Below are 23,405 nucleotides of genomic sequence, written 5' to 3'. Positions count from 1 at the left end.
GGTAAAACCGCCCGTCACAGGTTTGCAGAGGCTGTGCTTTGCCCTTAATCCTTCGTGACCTTTTCCAGCCGGGTCGTCTGGCTGGGATGGCCCACATAATCCTTCACGCGCGCATTCAGCACGATCGGCTCGAATCTCTCGAACATCGGCAGCACCGCCGGTTTCTGGGCGACGAACATTTCCTGCATCTGGGTATAGATTGCCCCGCGCTTCTTGGCGTCGGGCTCGATCGATGCCTTTGCCGTCAGGGCCGTCAGTTCCGGAATGTCCCAGGCCGAGCGCCAGACGAAATTGCCGGCATTGTTGGCGGCCAGCGAATTGTCGGGGTTGCTGGAAAACTGCTCCATCGAGCCCAGCACATTCGGCATGTAGGCGCCGGTCTGCGGAATGAGCAGATCGAAATCCCGCGCGCGGTGGGCGGCAATCACGTCCGAGCCATTACCCTGCTGGATATTGACCTTGATGCCGATCTGGCTGAGCGAGGCCTGGATGGCGGTGGCGAGGTCGATGCGCGGCGTCTGCGCAATCGTCTTCAGATTGAGCGTGAAACCGTTCTCATAACCGGCCTCCTTGAGGAGAGCCTTAGCCTTTGGAACATCGAGCTTCCAGTCCGGGCTCGGAACGGCATATTCGAAGTTTTCCGGCACCGGCACCGTGCGCGCCCGGCCGTAAGGGCCCATGATCGTCTTTTCCATGCCCTTGTAGTCGATGCCATAGGCAATCGCCTCGCGGACCTTGGGGTTGGACAAAGGCTCCTTGCCGGCATTCATGGACAGGACGTAGAAGCCGCCCGTCGGCACACGCTGGATCTGGAAACCTTCCTTGTTGTTGAAGATCGCAAGGTCGGCAGCCGTCAGCGCACTGGCGATGTCGATATCGCCGCGCTCCAGCATCAGGCGTTCCACCTGGCTTTCCGGCACGTGCCGCACGATGACACGGCGCATTTTCGGGCTGCCGGCCACATAATCCTTGTTGGCCTCGAGAATGATGATCTCATTGGGTGACCAGCGATTGAGCGTAAAGGGACCGGACCCGGCAGAATTGGTTCTCAGCCAGCCATTGCCCCAATCACCGTTGACCTCATGCGACTTGAGTTCCTTGCTGTCGACAACGCTGGCGATGACCATGGCCAGACGATAAAGAAGCAGTTCGGATGTCGTTTCACCGGAAAGATCGATGCGGACGGTTTTTTCATCCGGCGCGCTCACCAGCTTGTCGACATTATCGGCATTATAGCCAACACGCTTGAGGTTGGCTGCGGCCGCCTGGTTCATCTTCAACAGCCGACTGAGCGAATAGACGACGTCTGCCGAGGTCACCGGATTGCCGGAAGCGAAATTGGCCTCACGAAGATGAAAGGTGATGCCCTTGTCATCCGTCTCCCAGCGTTCGGCAAGCTGCGGAGAAACCTTGCCCGAACCATCCACCGAAATCAGGCGATCATAGAGGTTGGCCATGATTTCGTTGGCTTTTGCCTCGGTGGCCTGATGGGGATCAAGCGACAGGACCTGCGCCAGCGACGTTCCGATAACCAGCTGGTCGTTCGGTGTTTTGGCCGCGACCGGGGACACCTGCACGAGCATGGCGCCCAGAACGGTGGTGAATGCGAGACGGATCAATGACTTTCTCATACCTGCTCCTCCTACAGATCGGTAATTCACGTTCGGGAAAAAGCCGGCGGCGCAGCAGGGCGTCGCTGACCTAAAACGGTCAAAAGTGTTTGTTATCAATCGCTTCGATCAAGGCGGCGATGTAGCCGTAGCAGAAAGCGAAAGCGACACCGACGGCATCGCGCCCGGCAATCGTCGGCACGTGGTCCGGCATGATCATGTAGCGATAGCCGAGTTCGTGATAGAGTTTCAGCGAACGCACCATGTCCATGTCGCCCTCATCGGGGAACGTCTCCATGAAGGAGAGTTTGCCGCCGCTGATATTGCGGAAATGGACGTTGAAAATCTTGTCGCGGCTGCCGAACCAGCGAATGATGCCGTCGATCTCCTCGCGCGGATTATCGAGCATCTCGCCGATCGACCCCTGGCAGAAATTCAGGCCGTGATAGGGGCTCTCGCGCATCTGCACGAATTTCTTCAGCCCCTCGACCGTGCCGAGAACGCGGGTGACCCCCTTGTAGCCCGGAGGGGTATAGGGATCATGCGGATGGCAGGCCAGGCGCACACGGTTGCTTTCGGCCACCGGCACGACGCGCTCGAGGAAATAGTCGATGCGTTCCCAGTTCTCGTCCTCAGAGAGCACACCTGCGAGGCCCGGCGCGGCATCATGGTCCGCCTTGTCCCAGCGCCAGGCCTCGTTGAGCGAACCGCCGCGGCCGCGCTCCATTTCTGTGCGCGGAATGCCGATGAGGTTGAGATTGTATTTCGCGGCAGAGATTCCAGCCCTGGCGATATTCTCGATCATCGTGCAGACCGCATCGATCTGCCGGTCGCGATCAGGCCCGGCAAGCAGGATGTCAGGATACGACGCCTGTTCGATGGGCCGGGACGGCAGCGGCAATTGCACCATGTCGAGAACGAGGCCAAAGCTTTCGACCTTGTCGCGGTGGCGTTCAAAATCCTCAAAAGTCCAGCTCGCGGGCTTTCCGGGCGGATCCGCGTTGATATTCTTGACGCCGAGCTGCGCCCAAACCCTGAAATCCTCATCATCGCGCGCAGCAACCTGGGTGCCGACATACATCGATTCTCTCCTCTCTCCATGCAAGTCATCATATGACATCGCATGAAATAAGATGAGTGTCGAGATGCTATTGCGCTTCGGAGAGCAACCTGTATCGGCGCTGGCTCGCAAGCATATGTTCGCGCATGGCTTTTCGCGCCGCGTCGGGATCCTGCTCGACGATGGCGCGCAGGATTGCCTCGTGTTCGGCCTGCACTTTGCGAAGATAATTCGCGTCGCCGGTTTCCGGCAGGGTCGGGAACTGCCCGCGCGGGATCGAGCGCGACCCGAACTGACGCAGAGCCTCCAGATAAAAGCGGTTATTCGTGGCGATCGCGATGGCCGTGTGGAACTCGTAATCAGCATCGACGGTGGTCTCACCCGCATCGATGGCGCGGGCCATTTTCCGGTGCGCCGCAGAGATTGCCGCCTCCTGCTGGGCCGTGCGGCGATAGGCGGCGATTGCCGCCGCCTCCCCTTCCGTCGCAAGCCGGAACTCCAGCATTTCCAGCGTTTCCGCAATGGTTCCGACTTCGGATTGCGTCAGCTTCACACCGGCCCATTCACTGGCATTGCTGACGAAAACCCCCTTGCCCTGGATAGGAACGACATAGCCGGCAGAGCGCAAATCGGCGATCGCCTCGCGAACCACTGTCCGGCTCACGCCATAGCTGCGTTCGAGCTCCGGCTCCGTTGGAAGCTGATCACCGTTTTTCAGTTTTCCACTGCGAATTTCTGCGCTGAGATTATCGATGATCTGTTGTGCCCGCCTCTCCCGCGGCCTCGCCCTGTCGCCCATCATGCCACTCTTCCCTCTTGCAGAATACGAATCCCTTCGCTACTCATATGATGACATGGCTGCACGTCATATGTTTTCATGTTAACTCAGGGAGGAGTTGGGATGAAGTACCATCAAGAGTTTTTGCAATGGAGAATTGCGCGTCTGCGGCGAGCAGCGCGCAAGGGTTCCGACGCTGACGGCGTTCTCACAGGGAAGTGCGGCCAGCAATGACGGAAATCTCACTACGCGGGCTTGGACATCGTTTCCTGCAACTGATCGTCAGCCTCTTCATCCTGCTCTGCATCACCTTCATTATTGGACGTGTCATGCCGACCGATCCGGTGGGCGCGATCGTCGGCGAACTTGCGGACCCGAAGGCCTACGAGGCGATGAGGGCGCGGCTGGGCCTTGACCTGCCGCTTTACCAGCAGTTCTTCATCTATCTGCGCGGCCTGCTGCATGGCGATTTCGGCATTGCGATCCTCACCGGCAACCCGGTGACCCGCGATCTGGCGCAGGCCTTCCCCGCCACCTTTGAACTCGCCACGCTGGCGATCATCATCTCGACGGTCATCGGCGTGCCGCTCGGCCTTGCCGCCGCGCTCTTCCGCGATACCTTCATCGACAAGTTCGCACGCGTTTTTGCGCTGGTGGGGCATTCAATACCGGTCTTCTGGTTCGGCATCGTCGGGCTGGTGATTTTTTACGCGAACCTCAACCTTGTCGCGGGACCCGGCCGGGTCGACGTCTTCTACGAAGGCCTTGTGGAGCCGAAGACGGGATTGATGCTCGTCGACAGCCTGCTTGCGGGCGAGACGGAAATCTTCTGGAACGCGCTTGGACACATCATCCTGCCGGCCATTATCCTTGCCTATATGGCCATGGCCTATATCACCCGCATGACGAGGGCCTTCACCCTCGAACAGCTCAGCCAGGACTATGTCATCGCAGCACGGGCAAAGGGCGTCAGCCCCGCACGCACCATAACCCGCCATGTGCTGCCCAACATCGCCGTGCAGCTCATCACCGTTCTGGCGATCTCCTATGGCAACCTGCTGGAAGGCGCCGTTGTCACGGAGATCGTCTTTTCCTGGCCCGGCATCGGCCAGTATATGACGAATGCGCTGCTCATCGGCGACATGAATGCGATCTTGGCCGCTACGATCGTCATCGGCTTCATATTCATGTTGCTCAACTTCCTCGCCGATCTGGCTTATACAACGCTCGATCCCCGTACACGGGAGGCCGCACGATGACCGATATCGCGCATAACAATACCGTTGATCGTCCCGGCGCCCTGTCGCGCCTGTCGACCACCACCGTGCGGACGCTTCGAAAGCTCAGCGACGAACCGCTTGGAATGTTCGGCTTCGCCATTCTGGCCATACTGGTTCTGGTCGCCATTTTCGCTCCGCTGATTGCGCCTTACGATCCTGCCCGGCAGGCGCTCGAAAACGCGCTTCAGCCTCCCAGCTGGGCGCATCTGGCCGGAACCGACGAATTTGGCCGCGATATTTTCAGCCGGCTCGTCTACGGCACCCGCATCACCATCCAGACCGTTTTGTCGGTCTCGATCATCGTCGGTCCGATTGGCCTTGCCATCGGCGTGATGGCCGGTTTCTTCGGCGGGCGCACCGATGCGATCCTGATGCGCGCAACGGATATCGTCCTGTCCTTTCCCTCGCTCGTGCTGGCACTTGCCTTTGCGGCCGCCGTGGGCGCCGGCCTCGGCACGGCGATCATTGCGATCTCGCTGACCGCATGGCCGCCGATTGCGCGTCTTGCCCGTGCGGAAGCGCTTGTCGTGCGCAATACCGATTATGTCGCCGCCGCCCGTCTCTACGGTGCTTCGCCGCTACGCATCCTGTTCTTATATATTGCGCCGATGTGCATTCCCTCGGTCATCGTTCGCCTGACGCTGAACATGGCCGGCATCATCCTGACCGCCGCCTCGCTCGGCTTCCTCGGCCTTGGGGCCCAGCCGCCGCTGCCTGAATGGGGTGCGATGATCTCCAGCGGCCGCAAATTCATGCTCGATTACTGGTGGGTCGCCGTCATGCCCGGCATCGCCATCCTGCTGACGAGCCTTGCCTTCAACATCGCCGGCGATACGCTGCGCGACCTGCTGGATCCGCGCCATGCCCGTTCCTGATAGCTCCCCCATCCTCTCGGTGCGCGACCTCAATGTCCGTTTTGGGCGCAACACCATTCCCGCCGTGTCCAACGTCAATTTCGACGTCGGGCGCGAAAGGGTCGGTATTGTGGGTGAATCCGGCTCCGGAAAATCCACCACCGGCCGGGCCGCCATGCGGCTTCTGCCGAAAAGTGCCACGGTGACGGCGGAGAGGATGGATTTCCTTGCCGAACCGCTGCTCACAAAGTCCGAGCGGCAGATGGGCGCGATCCGTGGCAGCGAGATGGCGCTGATCATGCAGGACCCGCGTTATTCGCTGAACCCGGTGCTGCCCATCGGCAAACAGGTGGCGGAGGCCGCCGAACTGCATCTGGCGCTGACCGGCCAGACGGCGAGAAAGGCCGCCCGCGACATGTTGCTGCGCGTGCGCATCAACGATCCCGACCGGGTGATGGCGCTTTATCCGCACCAGATATCGGGCGGCATGGGGCAGCGTGTGATGATCGCCATGATGCTGCTCGCCAAGCCGAAGCTGGTCATTGCCGACGAACCGACTTCGGCCCTTGATGTCAGCGTCCGCAAGGATGTGCTTTTGCTGCTGGACGAGATGGTGCGCGAGAATAATTCCGGCCTGATCCTCATCAGCCATGACATCCGCATGGTCGCGGCCTTCTGCGAGCGCGTGCTGGTCATGTATGGCGGGCGCGTGGTGGAAACACTGACCAAGCTGGAAGATGCACAACATCCCTATACCCGGGGGCTGATCGCGGCCATGCCCGATCCCCGCAATCCGGTGCGGCGTCTCAAGGTGCTGGATCGTCAGGCCATTGATGCGGAGGTGATGCGATGATCACGGTAGACAAGCTCGACGTCGTCTATGGCGCCAAGGAAAAACGCAATCACGTCGTGCGCGGCGTCAGCCTCACGGTCAACAAAGGTGAAACGCTGGGCATTGTCGGCGAGAGCGGCTGCGGCAAGTCGACCTTGCTGCGGTCGCTGGCCGGGCTAGAGGGCGGCTGGACCGGTTCGATCAGCTTTGACGGCAAACCGGTCGGCAAGACCCGCAGCCGCGATGAACTGAAACTGGCGCAGATGGTGTTTCAGGATCCCTACGGTTCTCTGCATCCACGCCACCGCATCGGCCGGGCGCTCGCCGAACCGATCCGCGCGATGGGGCTTGGCGACGGCTGGCCGAAGGTTCCCGCGGCCTTGCAACAGGTCGGCCTGCCCGCACATTTTGCCGAGCGCTTCCCGCATGAACTTTCCGGCGGCCAGCGCCAGCGCGTGGCAATCGCCCGCGCATTGATCCTCGAACCGCCGATCCTGCTGCTCGACGAGCCGACATCCGCGCTCGACGTCTCCATCCAGGCGGAAATCCTGAACCTGCTTGCCGACCAGCGCGAAGAACGCGATCTCACCTTCGTTCTCGTCAGCCACGACCTTGCGGTCATCGCCCATATGTGCGACCGCGTGCTGGTCATGCAGAACGGCGTTTTTGTCGATGAACTGACCAAGGCCGATCTCGAAGCGGGCGTTACCCATTCGGCCTATTCGGGCGAACTGTTCGAAAGCAGTTTCCTGTAACGGTCACCCCACAACGGCCACATCGGGCGGCCCATCCACGGCCGCCCGCCTTCTCACATGGCGCGATTTGGGGATTTCGCCTGCGCGGCAGGGGACGAGCGACCTTTTGGGCCGATAAATTTCACGACCGACTGCCTTCAAACCACCGGAACAATGCGTTCAGCATTTGTTCTGGATTGCTGTTTGAGTCTTTGCTAATCATTGCGACGACAGGGCAGACAATGGCCGGAGATTCCGACGACTGCCATCTCTGAACAAGGTTCTCACCCGTGGGGACAGGCAGGTTATCTAAGGATTGCTGGCATGGCGGTTGCCTATCTGGAAAAGCTCAACGAACAGCAACGCAGGGCCGTGGAGCATGGCGTTGGGCTGGCAGAAGGACACACGGCCGGGCCGCTGCTGATCATCGCCGGGGCCGGTTCGGGCAAGACCAATACGCTCGCCCACCGTGTTGCGCATCTGATCGTGAATGGCGCCGATCCCCGCCGTATCCTGCTGATGACGTTTTCGAGGCGTGCCGCAACGGAAATGTCGCGGCGGGTCGAACGTATCTGCAAACACGTTATCGGGGCGAATTCGGCGATCATGACCGATGCGCTGGCCTGGTCCGGTACGTTTCACGGCATCGGCGCACGCCTGTTGCGCATCTATGCCGACCAGATCGGGCTGAATATCGATTTCACCATCCATGACCGCGAAGACAGCGCCGACCTGATGAACCTTGTCCGGCATGAGCTGGGTTTTTCCAAGACCGAGAGCCGCTTTCCAACGAAGGGAACGTGTCTTGCCATCTATTCGCGCGTGGTGAACTCCCAGACGCCGCTAAAAGACATTCTCCGCCAGCATTATCCCTGGGTCGCCAACTGGGAGAGCGAACTTAAGGAACTGTTTGCAGCCTATGTCGAGGCCAAGCAGGTCCAGAACGTGCTCGATTACGACGATCTCCTGCTCTACTGGGCGCAGATGGTGAGCGACCCCATTCTGGCGGACGACATCGGCAACCGCTTCGACCATGTCATGGTCGACGAATATCAGGATACCAACCGGCTGCAGGCCTCGGTGCTGATGGCGCTCAAGCCCGGTGGCCGCGGCCTCACCGTGGTGGGCGACGATGCACAATCGATCTATTCCTTCCGGGCCGCGACCGTGCGCAACATCCTCGATTTTCCGGCATGCTTCAGCCCGGCGGCCGATATCATCACGCTGGATCGCAACTATCGCTCCACGCAGCCGATCCTGGCCGCCGCCAATGGCGTGATCGATCTGGCGCGCGAACGCTTTACCAAGAACCTCTGGACCGAACGGCAATCGCTCGAGCGTCCGAAGCTCGTGACAGTGAAAGACGAGACCGAACAGGCGAATTTCATCATCGACCAGATTCTCGCCAATCGCGAAACCGGCATGACGCTGAAACAACAGGCCGTGCTGTTCCGCACCTCCAGCCACAGCGGGCCGCTTGAAGTGGAACTGACCCGCCGCAACATCCCCTTCGTCAAGTTTGGCGGCCTGAAATTCCTCGACAGCGCCCATGTGAAGGACATGCTGGCCGTGCTGCGCTTTGCGCAGAACCCGCGCGACCGCGTCGCCGGTTTCCGGCTGCTGCAGATGCTGCCGGGCATAGGGCCGAAGAAGGCCGGTAATATTCTCGACACGATCGCGGCGGATCCGGAGCCGCTGCTGGCCCTTGCCGAAATTCCACCGCCACCGAAGACCGGCGATGACTGGGCAGCTTTCACGCAGATGCTGGTGGGCCTCCGGCAGGCACCGAATGACTGGCCGGGCCAGATCGGCCAGGCGCGGCTGTGGTACGAACCCCATCTGGAACGCATCCATGAGGATGCGGACACCCGCAAGGCCGATCTGCTGCAGCTCGAGCAGATCGCCGGCGGCTACCCCTCGCGCGAGCGCTTTCTGACCGAGCTGACGCTCGATCCGCCGGACGCCACCAGCGATCAGGCGGGCGTGCCGCTGCTTGATGAAGACTATCTCAGCCTCTCCACCATCCATTCGGCAAAAGGCCAGGAATGGCGTTCCGTCTTCATCCTGAATGTGGTCGATGGCTGCATACCCTCCGATCTCGGGGTCGGCACCCCGCAGGAACTGGAGGAAGAGCGCCGGCTGCTTTATGTCGCCATGACCCGTGCCAAGGACAGCCTGTCGCTGATCACCCCCCAACGCTTCTTCACCGGCGGCCAGAACCAGCAAGGCGACCGGCATGTTTACGCCGCAAGAACCCGCTTCATACCGGCGACATTGCTGCAATTTTTTGAGACGGCCACCTGGCCATTGGTTTCGGCTGCCGCATCGGAACGCAGCGCGCAGCAGATCCGCATAGACGTGGGTGCGCGGATGCGCGCCATGTGGAAATAGTGGATGACGGATGTAGCCCCCGTAATCAGTGGTTTGGGCGGCAAACCGTGAGAGCAACGAATGTCCAACGGATTTTGTGATTGACGGACTTTTTTATGCTCGGTCAGAACTTCTGCTTTGCCCATCTAGGCACAAAGTCAGTTCCGTTATTGAGGAGCGCTTCGGCGACACCTGCAGCACATTGGCTGATCGCTTTAGTTTTGCCTTACCCATTTTGCGGATAGGCACTCATATTCCCAGCGAAAGGATGATTTTGAAAGGCCGGCTTCCAAACCCTGGCGCCGACCCTATAGGCAGCAGAAAGCAGAGGCTCTAATCAAAAATATCAAAGGTCTGATCATCGATCATGGGTTCATTGGCGTCTTTTCCGGCGTTCCGGATCGCATTCTTTTTGGCGGCGGGGGCGAGCGTTGACAGGTTGTCAAGAACGATACGAAGTTCCGGCCATGGGAACTCATCCGGCAGGCCCTGCTGCTCTCCGGTGACGAGAATGGCATGCAGTTTTACAATGGCTCCGGCAATAGATGTGGAAGGTTCTGCCCACAGGGCTTTTGCCAGCTTCATTTCAAGACGATCAGATCTTATTTCGGCTTTCTGGGCGCGAGTGTATCCCCAAGCCTCGTCCAAACGATCCCAGGCTTCCTGTCGCTCCCAAAAGGCGGCTAGTGCCTGAGCTTTGATGACCTGATGCTCGGAAGCGTCGCCATATGTCCGTTCAATTTCCTCCTGACTGGAGGCAAAAACCGTCACCGCCCTCCCCGGCAATGGGATTTTGACCTGCGGAAATCCAACAGCGGCCACCATCCTACGTTCAATGCCCTGTTGCAGCTTACAAAAGCGCTGAGTTTCGTCATGTGCTGTCAGCCATTTTTGCCAGAGGTCCATCACCCGATAATTCGTCCCTGCGTCAGGCGGAGTTTTCGCTCCCATTGCTTCATCAATCCCGCTAGTTTGCAACGCCAGCAATGCCGCAGATGTGGAAAGCACTCTACGTCGTGTTATGATAGGCGAAGTTCTGCTAATCTCAGAATCACTCATGATTCGAGCTCCCTTCAGCTTGCTTGTGGTCATTTCTCAACACGCGCTTTTCGTATCATTGATACGATATCGAAAGCATCCGTCGAATTCAACAGAAATCGTATCGTAGTTACGAAATGAACTCTATTCAATGTAAAATGGCTCGCGCAGCTTTGGGATGGGGAACAAGGGATTTGGCGAAAGAGGCCCAAATATCTCCTGATACCGTGGCGCGTTTGGAACGGGGAGAGACTTTAAAATCCTCCACAATCAATGCCGTGCGCGCTACTTTCGAAGCTTCCGGCATCGAATTCATAGAAGAAACCACTGGCAAGGGAGTGGGCGTTAGGCTCGCAAGACCTCAGAGTAAATAAACAAGCATCAACCGCATTCAGCGGTAATTGTCGTTATCCGACTTGTTGGGTAGTCGCGATTTGAAAAGATTGGCAATCAAATGATTGATTGTGGTGCGCTTCGCGCAGAACCTGGGTGACCGTGTCGCCGGCTTCCGGTTGCAGCAGATGCGCCCGGCATCGGACCGAAGAAAGCCGGCAATATTCTCGATATGCTTCCGACAACCCCAGAACCACTACTTGCCCTTGCCGAAATTCCGCCGCCACCGAAGACCGGCGATGACTAGACAGCCTGTCGCTGATCGCGCCGCAACGTTTCTTCACCGGCGGGCAGAACCAGCAGGGCGACAGGCATGTCTACGCCGTAAGAACCCGCTTCATACCGGCGACATTGCTACAATTCTTCGAAACGGTAACCTAGCCACTGGTGTCGGCTGCCGCTTCCGAGCGCGGCACGCAGCAGATCCGCATCGATGTGGGTGCGCGGATGCGAGCCATGTGGAAATAAAAAGCGGGCGTTCACCCTGCTCTCATGACTGGCGATTGTTTTCCGATCGCCGCCGATGTCAGAACTTCACGCTGGCCGTCAGGCTGACATTGAAGGGCTCGCCCACGGCATTGGCATAGCTGGTGGAGCCGATGGACGAGGTGTAATAGGTCTTGTCGAAGATGTTCTTCAGATTGAGCTGCAGCGTCACCGGCTTTTCGAACTGAAGCGTATAGGTGGCGAAGGCATCGAAGACCGCATAGCCCGGCAGATTATAGGAATTGTCGTTGATGCCGGCGCGCTCACCCACCGCCCGGACGCCGCCGCCGATGCGCAACGTATTGCCGTTCGGACCGACCTCGCCGACATCATAGGCAAGGAAGAGCGAGCCGGTGTGGCGCGCCACATTCGGCAGGCGTTTGCCGGCATAGGTGGGATCCTCAAGCACGAGCGCATCCGTATAGGCATAACTTGCGATGAGATCGAGATCGTCGGTCAGGCTGCCGGCAATATCGACCTCGACACCGCGGGAACGGACGAGGCCGGCGGCCTTCACCATGGAGACGCCGCCGACATCTTCCGAATAGGCGACATTGCGCTTGCGGGCGTTGAACAGGGCGATATTGGCGTTGAGCCCGGCGAAAAGATCGAACTTGGCGCCCACTTCGTAGGAAATGCCCTCTTCCGGATCGAGCCCGCCATAATAGGCGCCAATGGATGATTGCGGGCGGAAGGTTTTGGCCACATTGGCGTAAAGCGAGGCATTCGGAGTGAGCTTGTAGACGAGGCCGGCATTGGGGATGAGTTCGCCGCCATCCTTCTCGGTATTGACGACGAAGGGACGGCCCTTGCCGGCATAGATGTCGTAATACTGGTAACGCAAACCGCCGACCGCGATCCATTGATCGTTAAGATGCAGGGCATCCTGCATATAGATCGACGCGGTGGAAAGCTCTTCGGTCTGGTCGCTATCGACAGCCCTTACCGTGGTGCAGACCGGCAAGCGGCCATAGACGGGATTGTTGACGTTGAAATTCGTGGAATTCGCGCAGCGCAGCATATCGGTGCGCAGGGTATCGCTGTAATCATAGGACGCACCGAACAGCAAGTCGTTGCGCAGCCCGCCGATTTCGGCCTCGCCCGTCAGATCCGCCCGCACCGCGTGATTGTAGATCGTCGAATATTGCGTCGCATCGGCCCGTCGCGTCACCTGCCCGGTACGGGAATTATAGCCCATCACGCGCGCCTGATTGTCCGAATATTCGTTGCGGCTATAGGCGTAGTTCAGCGACAGCTTCCAGTCGTCGGACAGTTGCCGGTCTATGGCGATGCTCGCCAGATCGGATTTGCCGTCGGTGATGTTATAGGCTTCATCAAGGCGCAGGCGGCGGCTGACATTGATCGCCCTGCCGGTCGCCGGATCGAAGATCGTACCGCGATCGAACGGCACACTATAGTCCTCATGCATATAGGAAACCGTGATATCGGTATCCTCGCCGCTCCATTTCAGCGACGGTGCGATGAGCCAGTTCTTCTTCTCACCGAAATTACGCCAGTAATCGCTGTTTTCCCCCTGACCGATCAGGCGATAGGAAAAATCCGTGTCCGCAATCGGGCCGGTCACATCGAAACCGCCTGATGTGCCGTATTTGCCCGCACCATAGGCTGAGAAGCGCGAATAAGCCTCCGCCGTAAACGTGTCTTCCGGCTTTTTCGTCACGACATTCACCATGCCGCCGGGATCGAGGATGCCGTAAAGCGTCGAGGCAGGGCCCTTCAGCACTTCCACTCGCTCGACCGTATCGTTGAAGGAACGCGGCAAGGCCGTCTTCAGCCCGTTGACGAGGATGGAGCCGTCGCGATTATCGCCGAAACCACGGCGGATGACGGCATCCTGCGTACCGCCGAGCGTATTGGCCTGGGTGACGCCGCTGACATTGGCCAGCGCTTCATCCAGCGAGCGCGCTTGCTGGTCGCGCAACACCTCAGCCGTCACCACATTGACCGATTGCGGAATGTCGAGGATCGGCGTTTCGGTGCGTGTCGCCGTGCCCGTCGTCACCGGCTGATAACCGCGCGCGCCTTTTTTGACATCGGCATTGACGGTTATGGTTTCGAGCACGGTCGTCCCGTCGGCATTTTTCTTCGGCGTCGTACTCTCCTGCGCAAAAGCAGGCAAGGCGACCCCGACCAGAAGAAACGCCAGCAGCGCCCGCGAGCGCACCCCAATGATCATCGAACCGTCATGCATCCTGTCTTGTCCCCGACTGTCCCAAATCGTCATCGCGACGATGCATCGCTCTTTCAATTGATGAATGTAGTAGTCAACTTTATTTCCGCATTAACGGGACGAAACGTCGGCACCGAGAGGTGCATTCGTGCCTTCCCGCGTGTCATTTCAGCCCGTGACAGCCGCTTTTTGTTCAAATCGACCGGCAAAAACCGCATTTTTGAACGCTATATACTTGACTACTACAGTCATCAATAATTCTGGTGGCAACGCATTCTGACGGGGACGAATTTGAACGACGGCATGAGACCCACAAGCACGAATACAGGCCTTGCGACGCAGGCGATCGCGCTTGCCTATGGCGACACGCCGGTGCTTGCGGATATGTCCGTCGATATCGCGCCGAACCGCTTCACCGTCCTGCTTGGCCCAAACGGCTCTGGAAAATCCACGCTTCTTTCCGCACTTGCCCGTCTGCACCGGCCGGTACGCGGCCATATTCTTCTCGATGGCAACGATATCTTCCGCCACCCGACCAAGGAGGTGGCAAAAAAGCTCGGCATGCTGGCGCAGCAGAACCACACGCCGGAAGGGCTTTCGGTTTTCGATCTTGTCTCCCGTGGTCGTTACCCGCATCAGGGATTTCTGAAGCAATGGAGTGAGGAAGACGCCCGCGCGGTGGAAGAGGCGCTTTCCGTAACCGGCATGTCCGAACTGGCGGAACGAGCGGTCGACAGCCTCTCCGGCGGCCAGCGCCAGCGCGCCTGGATCGCCATGGCGCTGGCGCAGCAGACGGATATCATTCTTCTCGACGAGCCGACAACCTTCCTGGATCTGCACCATCAGATAGAGGTGCTGGACATGCTGGCGGGCCTCGTCACCCTCCACAACCGCACGATCGTCGCGGTGCTGCACGACATCAATCTTGCCCTGCAATATGCCGATCACCTGATTTTCCTGAAGGACGGACGGCTGCGGCACCGGCTCGAAACGGCGGCAACCTGCAATGCCAGCATCATTTCCGATGTATTCGACATGGCAGTTGCCCAGCTCACGCATCCGGTCACGGCGCGGCCGGTATTTCTTCCCCTGCCCGGACGGGCCGGCGCGGCATGACCCCCAGCAATACCAGCGCAAGCATCCTTGCCCTTAGAGAGCGAGCCTATGGGCGCACGCTCGCGGCAGCACTTCTTCTGCTGCTCGCCATGCTGCTTCTGGTGCTGGCGCATATAGCGACCGGCCCGCGCCCCGTTGCGCCACATGTTCTGCACGACCTGATATTTGCTTATGACGCCCGCAATTTCGACCAGCAGGTTCTGATGCGCCTGCGCCTGCCGCGTCTTTTGGCTGCGCTGCAGGCCGGCGCCTGCCTTGGAATAGCGGGGCTTCTGCTTCAGACCCTGCTTCGAAATCCGCTCGGCGAGCCGCATATTCTGGGCTTGAATGCCGGGGCAAGCCTCGCCGTCGTTCTGGCGACAGTGCTGCCGCTCGGGCTGATCGCAACGCCGCTGTTCCGCCCATTGCTGGCGGCGACGGGCGCGGGTATCAGCTTCTCGCTCGTGCTTCTCCTTGCTTCCGCCGGGCGGCAGGGGTTGACGCCGGCGAAACTCGTCTTTTGCGGTATTGCGCTTTCCACGCTTGCCGGAACCCTCACCTCCGCCATCCTCATTCTCAACGAAGAAACATTGCAGCAGATGCGTTTCTGGCTGGTGGGCGATACGGCCGGCGTTTCCATGGCAGCCATCGCCGCCACCCTGCCCGCGGCCGTGATCGCGCTCATCCTCGCTTTCGCCGTCGCGCCCCGGCTCGATCTTCTGGGGCTGGGCGACAGCACGGCCGCAGCGCTCGGCGTGCCGGTCCGTTCAACCAGGCTTCTGGCGCTTGTCTCCATCTCGCTGTTCTGCGGGGCGGCCATCGCCGTCGTCGGTCCCATCGGCTTCGTCGGTCTGGTGGTGCCGCCACTCGTCGCGCGTCTGAAAACGGGACGGCTGCTGCTTTCCATACCCATCGCAGCACTCGGTGGCGCGGTTCTGCTGATCGCCGCCGATCTCGCCGCCCGTCTGATCCTTCTGCCGAAAGAATTGCCCACCGGCGCGATGACCGGCCTTGTCGGCGCGCCGGTCTTCCTCTGGCTGCTGCGCAGGGTGCTGAAATGAACCGCTACCAAGTCCTGAGACTGGGACGTTTTTCCCTTCGCTTCATGCCGCTCGGGCTCGCCATTCTGCTGGCACTCGCCCTTTTCCTTGTGCTCGTCGCCGCATGGTCTCTCACGGCCGGCAGCCAGCACATTCCGGCCTCCGCGCTCTGGTCCCTATTGACTGCTACAGACGTCAATCCCGCCATGGCCGACGCCGTGGTTCTCGACTTCCGGCTATCGCGTCTGGCGCTTGCAATGGTGGCCGGCGCCATGCTCGGCATTGCCGGCGCCATCATGCAGGCCACCACCCGCAACGGCCTTGCCGATCCCGGCCTGCTCGGCGTGCGGGAAGGCGCATCCCTTGCCGTGCTGGGTTGCCTGTTCCTGCTGCCTTCCCTGCCGGTAACATTACGCCCCGTCGCGGGTATTGCAGGCGGGATGGCAAGTGCCGCAATCGTCCTGACGTTTTCCGGCGCGACCTCGCGTCTGCGCTTCGTACTGACCGGCATCGGCTTTTCATGGTTTTTATCGGCTTTGCTGCTTATCCTCATGGCATCGCTCGATATTCGCAATTTGCAGACGGCGATGATCTGGATGGCTGGCAACCTGCAGGGCGCAAGCTGGACAGCGGTTTCAATCCTCTCTTTCATCCTCGTCATCGCCCTTGGCCTTCTCGCCCTGACCGCCCGCGCCGCCGACATGCAAGCCCTCGGCGATCATGCCGCGACGGCGCTTGGCGTTCATACACGCCTGATGTCGGCGCTGCATGTTGGGCTTGCGGTCACCCTCACCGCATCCTGCGTGTCTTTTACCGGCAGCATCGGTTTTGTCGGGCTGATCGGCCCGCATATCGCCCGGCTCCTGCTGCCGGGCGGTTCCTATCTCGGGCTTACGCTCGGCGCGGGTCTGACCGGGGCAACGCTGGTAGCGGCTGCCGACACCATCGCACGAACCGCCTTTTCACCGCTGGAACTGCCGACCGGCCTCGTTCTTTCCGCCGTCGGCGCACCCACGCTTCTTGCTCTTCTCTGGTTTCACCGGCATCGCCTATAGGTTCCTCATGCGCAAGACCCTTCTCGCTCTTCTTTCCGCCGCGTGCCTGTTCCTCGGCACAGCCATGGCACATGCCGAAGAGCCTCTCCGCACCTTTACCGACGATCTCGGCCGCAACGTTTCCATTCCGGTAAAACCGAAACGTATTGTGACACTTCACGATATAGACCTCACCATTCCGCTGATCGAACTGGGTGTGACGCCGGTGGGCAGCCACGGCCGCATGGGAGCGGGCGGCAAACCCTATCTGCGCTCCAGCGCCATTCTGACGGGTGTTGATTTCGATAATAGCGACATCGCCTATATCGGCTCCATCAATGCCGATCTGGAGGCGATCGTTGCTCTCAAACCCGATCTCATCGTGACCGAACCGGACCGCCCCACCCCGATCGAAAAGCTGGAACAGATCGCCCCCACCGTCGCCATCGACAATACCAAGGACGGCGCGCCGCATATTTACAAGGTATTGGCCGAGCTGACCGGCACACAGGCACGTCTTGCCGTGCTGGACCGGCGCTACCGAGCGCAGATCGAGGCGCTGAAGGCGTCGGTCGATACCGGCGCCATCACCGTTTCGGTGTTCCAGCCGCTCAATGGCAAGATCAGCGTCTACCACACCTATCGGGCGCTCGGGCGCGTGCTGCGCGATGCGGGCTTCCGTTTCCCCACTATCATCGACACCATTCCGGATGGCGATCGCATCGAAATCAGCGCCGAACGGTTGCCGGAACTCGATGCCGATATCATCTTCGATCCCTATCGCTCCGATACCGGCGCCTCGCCGCAGGCGGAAATCGACATGATGGAAGCCGTGATGCCGGGTTTCTGCAATTTTCTGGAGGCCTGCCGCAATGGCCGTTACATTCTCCTGCCGCGCGAGGAAGCAATTTCCAACTCCTATGCCGCGCTCAGCCTCATGGTCTCCGCCGTTCAGTCACATTTGACGGTGCGGCCGGCGGCCGAAAAGTGACGGTAACGACCATCGCGGACAAAAGCGCTTGCCTCCCGGCTTGGCACGCTGCTAATCCGAGAAGAAGAGTAGAAAACTCAGCTTCACGGAACAACCCATGTCGGCTGGCGAAACACATACATCAAGGCTTCGGCGGACCGACCGTTTCGGTGAGCAGCTGCGCAGGCGCCGCGACCGCCTGTCGCCGGGCCTGCTTGCCGTTGCCGAATATATTGATGGCCACCGCCATGCCGTTCTCGCCAAATCGGCCCTGGAAATCGGCTTCGAGACCAATACGTCAGATGCGACCGTTATCCGCGCCATACAGGCGCTCGGCTTCCAGGGGCTGGTCGATCTCAAGGAAACGCTGGAGGCCTATCTGGGCGTGACGGATTCGCCCGTCGAAAAAATGGCGGCGACGACAAAATCCATATCCGGCGACTGCGATGCGGCGATAGATTTCGTTCTCGACAATCAGAAGAACACGCTGGAGATGCTCTCTAGCGTGGAAAACCGCGAAGCCATGGCGGCGGCCGTGCGGCTTCTATCGCAGGCGCGCGGCATCGGCGTGCTTGGCATCGGCGCCTCCGGCATCATCGCCACCTATGCGGCAAGGCTGTTCCAGCGCTCGGGCGTCCGCTCCTATGCGCTCAACGCCACCGGCATTACGCTTGCCGAACAATTGCTCGAACTTGAAAACGGCCACGTCCTCATCATGCTCCTGCACGGCCGCGCCCACCGCGAAGCCCAGACCGCCATAGCCGAGGCCGGCCGCCTCGATGTCCCCATCATCATGCTGCTCGGCCAGGAAGACAGCGTGCTCAAAAAACACGCCAATGCCAGCCTCTTCCTGCCCCGCGCCAAAAACGAAGGCGTGGCGCTGCACGCCCCGACCTTCATCGCTATGGAAACCATGGCGCTTGCCCTCTCCGCCGCCTGCCCCGAGCGAAGCCTTGAGACGCTGGAGCGGCTGGTGGAACTGAGGACGTCGATCAGGCCGCACAAGCGGGTTTAGCTTTTTTGGAACTCTTCCCCATCACGCCCCAGTCGCAAAAAATAGGCGGTGATCAAACAAGCTTTCTCGATACTGTCCGAAGGAGTTTCCGTCGCTCTTGTGTGGGCGATCAATAAAGCGTTATTGACTGTCCCTACCGATAAAGCCATATCACCCTGAGTAGGCAGACCAGACAGGATCCGCATAGTGCAACTAGAAGCATTCTCGATATCAGGCTTGAAAAAGATAACTCCGGCTCGTTTCGGCGACAGCAGGGGTTATTTCAGCGAGGTTTTCAAGAGGGAGTGGTTTCGCGAAAACGTAGCGGACGTTGAGTTCGTGCAGGACAATGAATCCCTCTCCGCACAGGCCGGAACCGTACGAGGGCTTCATTTTCAGACAGAACCTTTTGCACAGGGCAAGCTCGTTCGCTGCATTCGGGGACGGCTGCTGGATGTCGCGGTGGATATCAGAACGGGATCGCCCACCTTCGGACAATGGGCCGCTGTCGAGCTCTCGCCCGAAAATGGCGAACAGTTGTGGGTTCCGGCAGGGTTTGCCCATGGCTTCATGACGCTCGCTGACGACACGGTCATCTCATACAAGGTGACGGCCCCCTTCAGTGCAGCCAACGACCGCGGCGTCAAATGGGATGACCCTGCCATCGGTATCAACTGGCCGAAGCTGGAAGGCTGCATCCTTTCTGAAAAGGATGCAAAGCAGCCGCTTCTGTCCGAATTGCCTGAATATTTCACTTACCAAAATACTGGGAACTGATGATGCGCGTTCTAGTTACCGGCGGCGCCGGATTTATCGGCTCGGCCCTCGTACGTTATCTCGTGAGCGAGGTTGGCGCAGATGTTCTCACTGTCGACAAGCTGACATATGCAGGAAATCTGGCTTCCCTCAAGCCGATCGAAAATGCACCCAATCACCGCTTTCTTCAGGCCGATATTTGTGACCGGGCGGCGATGAATGAGGCATTCGCGACATTTCAGCCGGATTACGTGATGCATCTGGCCGCCGAGAGCCATGTCGACCGCTCCATAACCGGCGCCGCGGATTTTATTCAAACCAATATCAACGGCACTTTCACGATGCTGGAGGCAGCACGGCAATATTGGAGCGGCCTTGCGGAAGAGGCGAAGGCGAATTTCCGCATGTTGCATGTTTCGACAGACGAGGTTTATGGCTCTCTCGGGGACAATGGTCTTTTCGAAGAAGCCACACCTTACGACCCTTCGTCGCCATACTCGGCTTCGAAAGCGGCGAGCGATCATCTTGCAACCGCCTGGCAGCGCACCTACGGCCTCCCGGTCGTGATTTCCAACTGCTCCAACAACTATGGCCCATTCCATTTCCCGGAAAAGCTCATTCCGCTGATCATACTTAACGCGCTGGAAGGCAAACCGCTGCCGGTCTATGGAAACGGCGCCAATATCCGCGACTGGCTTTATGTGGAAGACCATGCCCGCGCCCTTTGGCTCATCGTTCAAAAGGGCCTTGCCGGCGAGAAGTATAATGTTGGCGGCAGAAACGAGCAGAAGAACATCGATGTCGTCGACTGCATCTGCTCCATCCTCGACGAGTTGCGCCCGCAATCGAAGCCCTATGCCGAGCTTATCAGATATGTGACGGATCGCCCCGGCCACGATGCACGCTATGCCATTGACGCGACGAAGCTCGAAACCGAACTCGGCTGGAAAGCGCAGGAGAATTTCACCACCGGCATCCGTAAAACCGTGGAATGGTATCTCGACAATGCGTGGTGGTGGCAACCGCTCCGCAAGGGTGTTTACGCCGGAGAACGCCTCGGCGTTCTGACAAAGGGCTGAGCGAATGCGGCTGGCAGTTACGGGCAAAAATGGTCAGGTCGTCAGCGCCCTCCAGGCATTGGCGAATGGGGAACTGGAGATCGTAGCTCTTGGTCGACCGGAACTTGACCTTGCACGGCCTGAGACTGTTTTGAAGGCGCTACGCGAGGTCAAACCCGATCTCGTGGTATCGGCTGCGGCCTATACCGCTGTCGATAAGGCAGAAAGCGAGCCGGACATTGCTTTTGCCGTTAATCGGGATGGAGCAAGGGCTGTCGCACAAGCGGCAAGTGAGATCGGCATTCCCGTTATTCATCTTTCTACGGATTATGTTTTCGACGGCACCAAGGCCACCGCCTATGTCGAAAGTGATCCGACAGGCCCTGCTTCCATCTACGGCCGCTCGAAGCTCGAAGGCGAACAAGCCATTTCGGAGGTTACCGGCAACTACGCCATTCTGCGGACCGCCTGGGTATATTCGGAATATGGCAACAACTTCGTAAAAACCATGCTCCGACTGAGCGAGAACCGCGACGAGATCAATGTGGTCGCGGACCAGTTCGGATGCCCAACTTCAGCCAACGATATCGCTGCCGCTATTGTCGCTATCGCAAGGAAACTCCTGGAAGATTCCTCGCCCCGTCTTCGTGGCGTTTTTCATCTTTCCGGAACCGGTCAAACGAACTGGGCTAATTTCGCAAAACAGATATACGCATTCTCTGAAGAAAACGGCGGGAAGTCGATGATCGTCAACGACATCACGACTGCGCAATACCCTACCCCGGCCCGGCGCCCGGCAAACTCGAGGCTTGATTGCAGCAAGCTGGAAGAAGTTTACGACATAAGACTGCCGAACTGGCAAACATCAACGCGCGCGGTGGTCACCGCTCTTGCGCAGAGCAAAAAGGAAACGCCATGAAGGGCATCATTCTGGCCGGAGGCAGCGGCACGCGTTTGCATCCAATGACATTGGCGGTCTCGAAGCAGATCTTGCCGGTCTACGACAAGCCGATGATTTATTATCCGCTGACCACGTTGATGCTGGCGGGCATTCGTGAAATTCTCATCATCTCGACACCCCATGACATGCCGCTTTTCCAGTCTCTTCTGGGTGACGGCGCAAAATGGGGTCTTTCCATCGAATACGCTGTTCAGCCAAGCCCGGATGGGCTGGCGCAGGCCTATATGATCGGGGCAGACTTCGTGGCGGGTTCACCGTCATGCCTTATCCTGGGCGACAACATATATTATGGTCACGGATTGCCGGAACTTCTGCAGGCCGGCACGGGCGTAATCGATGGGGCGACTGTTTTCGCCTATCATGTGAACGATCCCGAGCGTTATGGCGTCGTCGATTTCGATGACGAAATGCGTGCCCTTTCTATCGAGGAAAAGCCCGCGAACCCCAAGTCGAATTGGGCCGTTACCGGCCTTTATTTTTACGACGCGGATGTTGTCGATATCGCGGCTAGTCTCAAACCTTCAGCGCGCGGCGAATACGAGATTACGGACGTAAATCGGACCTATCTTGAGCGCGGCAAGCTCAAGGTGTCGATCATGGGTAGAGGTTACGCATGGCTTGATACGGGCACGCCTGACAGTCTTCTGGAAGCTGGCGAATTCGTTCGTACTCTGGAGAAGAGACAGGGTTTCAAGATCGCCTGTCCAGAAGAGATTGCATTGGCAAAGGATTTCATAACACAGGCAGAATTTGCGTTACTCGCAGAAAATGCAGGCAAAGGCGATTATGGCGTTTATTTAAGAAAGCTGGCCGCATCGTAAGGGGTGCTTAATCGTTCACTTTCTGCAGTGAGCCGCTAGCTGCCTTTGGATAGACAGAACTCAACGGCAGATGCTATTGGAGTAAAATGACAGCGTTGCCACTCTCCGCCGTTACGGTGGTTTCGGTTTGTTATAAAAGCGATAGGCTTATCCGGGATTTGGTCACAGCAATCCCGGAGCAAACGCCGATCATTTTGGTCGACAATGGCCAAACCAATACTTTTGCCGATCTCCCCGCCGACAGGAACGTGGAGATTGTGAAACTGGCCAATAATCTCGGATTTGGCCGGGGGTGTAATGCTGGAGCCGACGTTGCGCAAACTCCCTGGATTTTATTTTTAAACCCAGACGCCAGACTCAACCCGGGAGCAATCGAAGCCCTTCTTGAAGCCGCTGCTCAGTATCCCTCAGCGATTGCTTTTAATCCGCGAATTTTCCACGAAGACGGATCCGCTTATTTCAAGCGACGATCATGGCTTTTGCCTCGCCAACTCTACATGAAAAAAGGATGGCCAAGCGAAGACGCTCTCGTCCCAGTGCTTAGCGGCGCGGCGCTATTCGTAGCAAAGAAAAGTTTTGACTACATCGGTGGTTTCGACCCCAACATCTTCATGTACCATGAAGATGATGATTTATCTCTTCGTTTGGCGGCACTTGGCGAATTGAGATTTGTGCGAAACTCGACAATAGTTCACTCTGCTGGTCACTCCTCTGGACGATCTCCGGAGATTGCTTGGTTCAAGGCATATCACATGGCTCAGTCCAGAATTTATGCCGGGCAAAAGCACCATAGACCTTTTGCTAAAACTTCAACCCTGTTGCAAGGCTGCCTTCTCCTTCTATCACCGCTCGTTTTATTTTCGGCCCGAAGAAGGGCAAAAGCTCTTGGATTTCTTCAGGGTGCTCTTGCCAAAATCCGGTCCGAACTCTCAAACGCGGAGCCGCTCAGGTCTCACAAAGAACCTTAAATGCCGGATATTCGTAGAAACACAGCCTAAGTATCGCGATACACCCATAAGATCATGCGCTCGACTTGCAAGCCATAATACG

At 58.7% G+C, this 23,405-nt stretch carries 20 protein-coding genes and 1 pseudogene; 16 read left to right on the top strand and 5 right to left on the bottom strand.

The genetic code is table 11. The annotated features are described in order from the left end of the window. Positions 1-44: 44 nt before the first annotated feature. From O3S81_RS11595 to O3S81_RS11585, 3 genes are all read right to left on the bottom strand, one after another. Positions 45-1,583 carry an ABC transporter substrate-binding protein gene (locus O3S81_RS11595; protein WP_269343519.1) on the bottom strand — a complete coding sequence of 513 codons (1,539 nt, stop codon included), beginning with the start codon at positions 1,581-1,583 and terminating at the stop codon, positions 45-47. Between the two features lie 127 nt (positions 1,584-1,710). Beyond that, entirely contained in the window at positions 1,711-2,691 is a 981-nt protein-coding gene (locus O3S81_RS11590) for a mannonate dehydratase (RefSeq protein ID WP_269343261.1), read from the bottom strand. A gap of 67 nt (positions 2,692-2,758) precedes the next feature. After that, positions 2,759-3,472, bottom strand: a complete 714-nt coding sequence (locus tag O3S81_RS11585; RefSeq protein ID WP_269343259.1) for a FadR/GntR family transcriptional regulator — start codon at positions 3,470-3,472, stop codon at positions 2,759-2,761. A gap of 206 nt (positions 3,473-3,678) precedes the next feature. Between O3S81_RS11585 and O3S81_RS11580 the strand changes: the two genes are divergently transcribed. From O3S81_RS11580 to O3S81_RS11560, 5 genes are all read left to right on the top strand, one after another. Further along, entirely contained in the window at positions 3,679-4,707 is a 1,029-nt protein-coding gene (locus O3S81_RS11580; RefSeq protein WP_269343257.1) for an ABC transporter permease, read from the top strand. After that, positions 4,704-5,603: an ABC transporter permease gene (locus O3S81_RS11575; RefSeq protein ID WP_269343255.1), complete on the top strand. Its 900-nt coding sequence runs from the start codon at positions 4,704-4,706 to the stop codon at positions 5,601-5,603. Before O3S81_RS11580 ends, O3S81_RS11575 begins: the two co-directional genes overlap by 4 nt. Continuing rightward, on the top strand, positions 5,590-6,435 hold the full coding sequence (locus tag O3S81_RS11570) for an ABC transporter ATP-binding protein (protein WP_269343253.1): 846 nt from the start codon (positions 5,590-5,592) through the stop codon (positions 6,433-6,435). Before O3S81_RS11575 ends, O3S81_RS11570 begins: the two co-directional genes overlap by 14 nt. Continuing rightward, positions 6,432-7,169, top strand: a complete 738-nt coding sequence (locus tag O3S81_RS11565) for an ABC transporter ATP-binding protein (protein ID WP_269343252.1) — start codon at positions 6,432-6,434, stop codon at positions 7,167-7,169. The genes O3S81_RS11570 and O3S81_RS11565 overlap by 4 nt, the downstream gene beginning before the upstream one ends. 303 nt (positions 7,170-7,472) lie before the next feature. Next, positions 7,473-9,539: an ATP-dependent helicase gene (locus tag O3S81_RS11560; protein ID WP_269343251.1), complete on the top strand. Its 2,067-nt coding sequence runs from the start codon at positions 7,473-7,475 to the stop codon at positions 9,537-9,539. A 312-nt stretch (positions 9,540-9,851) separates the two neighbouring features. Here O3S81_RS11560 and O3S81_RS11555 read toward each other — a convergent pair whose 3' ends face one another. Next, positions 9,852-10,577, bottom strand: coding sequence for a hypothetical protein (locus O3S81_RS11555; RefSeq protein WP_269343250.1), 726 nt, complete (start codon positions 10,575-10,577; stop codon positions 9,852-9,854). A 437-nt stretch (positions 10,578-11,014) separates the two neighbouring features. Between O3S81_RS11555 and O3S81_RS11545 the strand changes: the two are divergent. After that, positions 11,015-11,417 (top strand): annotated as a pseudogene (locus O3S81_RS11545) (hypothetical protein); the annotation flags it as partial. Positions 11,418-11,475: 58 nt separating this feature from the next. On the opposite strand, the gene O3S81_RS11540 reads toward O3S81_RS11545, so the two are convergent. Further along, a complete protein-coding gene (locus O3S81_RS11540) occupies positions 11,476-13,647 on the bottom strand; it encodes a TonB-dependent siderophore receptor (protein WP_269343246.1) in 2,172 nt (723 codons plus the stop codon). 282 nt (positions 13,648-13,929) lie between these two features. On the opposite strand from O3S81_RS11540, the gene O3S81_RS11535 reads away from it, so the two are divergent. The 10 genes from O3S81_RS11535 (at position 13,930) to O3S81_RS11490 (ending at position 23,323) form a co-directional block, all read left to right on the top strand. Beyond that, positions 13,930-14,742: an ABC transporter ATP-binding protein gene (locus tag O3S81_RS11535; protein WP_269343244.1), complete on the top strand. Its 813-nt coding sequence runs from the start codon at positions 13,930-13,932 to the stop codon at positions 14,740-14,742. Continuing rightward, a complete protein-coding gene (locus tag O3S81_RS11530; RefSeq protein WP_269343242.1) occupies positions 14,739-15,782 on the top strand; it encodes a FecCD family ABC transporter permease in 1,044 nt (347 codons plus the stop codon). The genes O3S81_RS11535 and O3S81_RS11530 overlap by 4 nt, the downstream gene beginning before the upstream one ends. After that, positions 15,779-16,816, top strand: coding sequence for a FecCD family ABC transporter permease (locus O3S81_RS11525; protein WP_269343240.1), 1,038 nt, complete (start codon positions 15,779-15,781; stop codon positions 16,814-16,816). The genes O3S81_RS11530 and O3S81_RS11525 overlap by 4 nt, the downstream gene beginning before the upstream one ends. Before the next feature lie 7 nt (positions 16,817-16,823). After that, positions 16,824-17,786: an ABC transporter substrate-binding protein gene (locus O3S81_RS11520; protein WP_269343239.1), complete on the top strand. Its 963-nt coding sequence runs from the start codon at positions 16,824-16,826 to the stop codon at positions 17,784-17,786. A gap of 97 nt (positions 17,787-17,883) precedes the next feature. Then, positions 17,884-18,780 carry a MurR/RpiR family transcriptional regulator gene (locus O3S81_RS11515; protein WP_269343237.1) on the top strand — a complete coding sequence of 299 codons (897 nt, stop codon included), beginning with the start codon at positions 17,884-17,886 and terminating at the stop codon, positions 18,778-18,780. 186 nt (positions 18,781-18,966) lie between these two features. Beyond that, positions 18,967-19,536, top strand: coding sequence for a dTDP-4-dehydrorhamnose 3,5-epimerase (gene rfbC, locus O3S81_RS11510; protein WP_269343235.1), 570 nt, complete (start codon positions 18,967-18,969; stop codon positions 19,534-19,536). A gap of 2 nt (positions 19,537-19,538) precedes the next feature. Continuing rightward, on the top strand, positions 19,539-20,594 hold the full coding sequence (rfbB, locus tag O3S81_RS11505; RefSeq protein ID WP_269343234.1) for a dTDP-glucose 4,6-dehydratase: 1,056 nt from the start codon (positions 19,539-19,541) through the stop codon (positions 20,592-20,594). Between the two features lie 4 nt (positions 20,595-20,598). Beyond that, positions 20,599-21,492 (top strand): dTDP-4-dehydrorhamnose reductase, encoded by an 894-nt coding sequence (gene rfbD / locus O3S81_RS11500; protein ID WP_269343233.1) that lies wholly within the window; start codon positions 20,599-20,601, stop codon positions 21,490-21,492. Continuing rightward, complete coding sequence (rfbA, locus tag O3S81_RS11495) at positions 21,489-22,355, top strand: glucose-1-phosphate thymidylyltransferase RfbA (protein WP_269343232.1); 867 nt, start codon at positions 21,489-21,491, stop codon at positions 22,353-22,355. Before rfbD ends, rfbA begins: the two co-directional genes overlap by 4 nt. Before the next feature lie 86 nt (positions 22,356-22,441). Next, complete coding sequence (locus tag O3S81_RS11490) at positions 22,442-23,323, top strand: glycosyltransferase family 2 protein (RefSeq protein ID WP_269343231.1); 882 nt, start codon at positions 22,442-22,444, stop codon at positions 23,321-23,323. Positions 23,324-23,405 lie beyond the last annotated feature (82 nt).

Source organism: Agrobacterium sp. SOY23 (genome assembly GCF_027212525.1).
GTDB lineage: Bacteria > Pseudomonadota > Alphaproteobacteria > Rhizobiales > Rhizobiaceae > Agrobacterium > Agrobacterium tumefaciens_I.
Note: the sequence above shows the minus strand (reverse complement) of the source record. Positions and strands in the feature narration are given on the sequence as shown.

Excerpts from the sequence above, each read along its gene's own strand:
- O3S81_RS11555 (WP_269343250.1), bottom strand. The coding sequence starts at position 10,577 with ATGAGTGATTCTGAGATTAGCAGAACTTCGCCTATCATAACACGACGT.
- O3S81_RS11575 (WP_269343255.1), top strand. The coding sequence starts at position 4,704 with ATGACCGATATCGCGCATAACAATACCGTTGATCGTCCCGGCGCCCTG.
- O3S81_RS11525 (WP_269343240.1), top strand. The coding sequence starts at position 15,779 with ATGAACCGCTACCAAGTCCTGAGACTGGGACGTTTTTCCCTTCGCTTC.
- rfbA (WP_269343232.1), top strand. The coding sequence starts at position 21,489 with ATGAAGGGCATCATTCTGGCCGGAGGCAGCGGCACGCGTTTGCATCCA.
- O3S81_RS11590 (WP_269343261.1), bottom strand. The coding sequence starts at position 2,691 with ATGTATGTCGGCACCCAGGTTGCTGCGCGCGATGATGAGGATTTCAGG.
- O3S81_RS11520 (WP_269343239.1), top strand. The coding sequence starts at position 16,824 with ATGCGCAAGACCCTTCTCGCTCTTCTTTCCGCCGCGTGCCTGTTCCTC.
- O3S81_RS11580 (WP_269343257.1), top strand. The coding sequence starts at position 3,679 with ATGACGGAAATCTCACTACGCGGGCTTGGACATCGTTTCCTGCAACTG.
- O3S81_RS11560 (WP_269343251.1), top strand. The coding sequence starts at position 7,473 with ATGGCGGTTGCCTATCTGGAAAAGCTCAACGAACAGCAACGCAGGGCC.
- O3S81_RS11595 (WP_269343519.1), bottom strand. The coding sequence starts at position 1,583 with ATGCTCGTGCAGGTGTCCCCGGTCGCGGCCAAAACACCGAACGACCAG.
- O3S81_RS11490 (WP_269343231.1), top strand. The coding sequence starts at position 22,442 with ATGACAGCGTTGCCACTCTCCGCCGTTACGGTGGTTTCGGTTTGTTAT.
- O3S81_RS11570 (WP_269343253.1), top strand. The coding sequence starts at position 5,590 with ATGCCCGTTCCTGATAGCTCCCCCATCCTCTCGGTGCGCGACCTCAAT.
- O3S81_RS11515 (WP_269343237.1), top strand. The coding sequence starts at position 17,884 with ATGTCGGCTGGCGAAACACATACATCAAGGCTTCGGCGGACCGACCGT.
- O3S81_RS11530 (WP_269343242.1), top strand. The coding sequence starts at position 14,739 with ATGACCCCCAGCAATACCAGCGCAAGCATCCTTGCCCTTAGAGAGCGA.
- rfbB (WP_269343234.1), top strand. The coding sequence starts at position 19,539 with ATGCGCGTTCTAGTTACCGGCGGCGCCGGATTTATCGGCTCGGCCCTC.
- O3S81_RS11565 (WP_269343252.1), top strand. The coding sequence starts at position 6,432 with ATGATCACGGTAGACAAGCTCGACGTCGTCTATGGCGCCAAGGAAAAA.
- O3S81_RS11540 (WP_269343246.1), bottom strand. The coding sequence starts at position 13,647 with ATGCATGACGGTTCGATGATCATTGGGGTGCGCTCGCGGGCGCTGCTG.
- O3S81_RS11535 (WP_269343244.1), top strand. The coding sequence starts at position 13,930 with ATGAGACCCACAAGCACGAATACAGGCCTTGCGACGCAGGCGATCGCG.
- O3S81_RS11585 (WP_269343259.1), bottom strand. The coding sequence starts at position 3,472 with ATGATGGGCGACAGGGCGAGGCCGCGGGAGAGGCGGGCACAACAGATC.
- rfbD (WP_269343233.1), top strand. The coding sequence starts at position 20,599 with ATGCGGCTGGCAGTTACGGGCAAAAATGGTCAGGTCGTCAGCGCCCTC.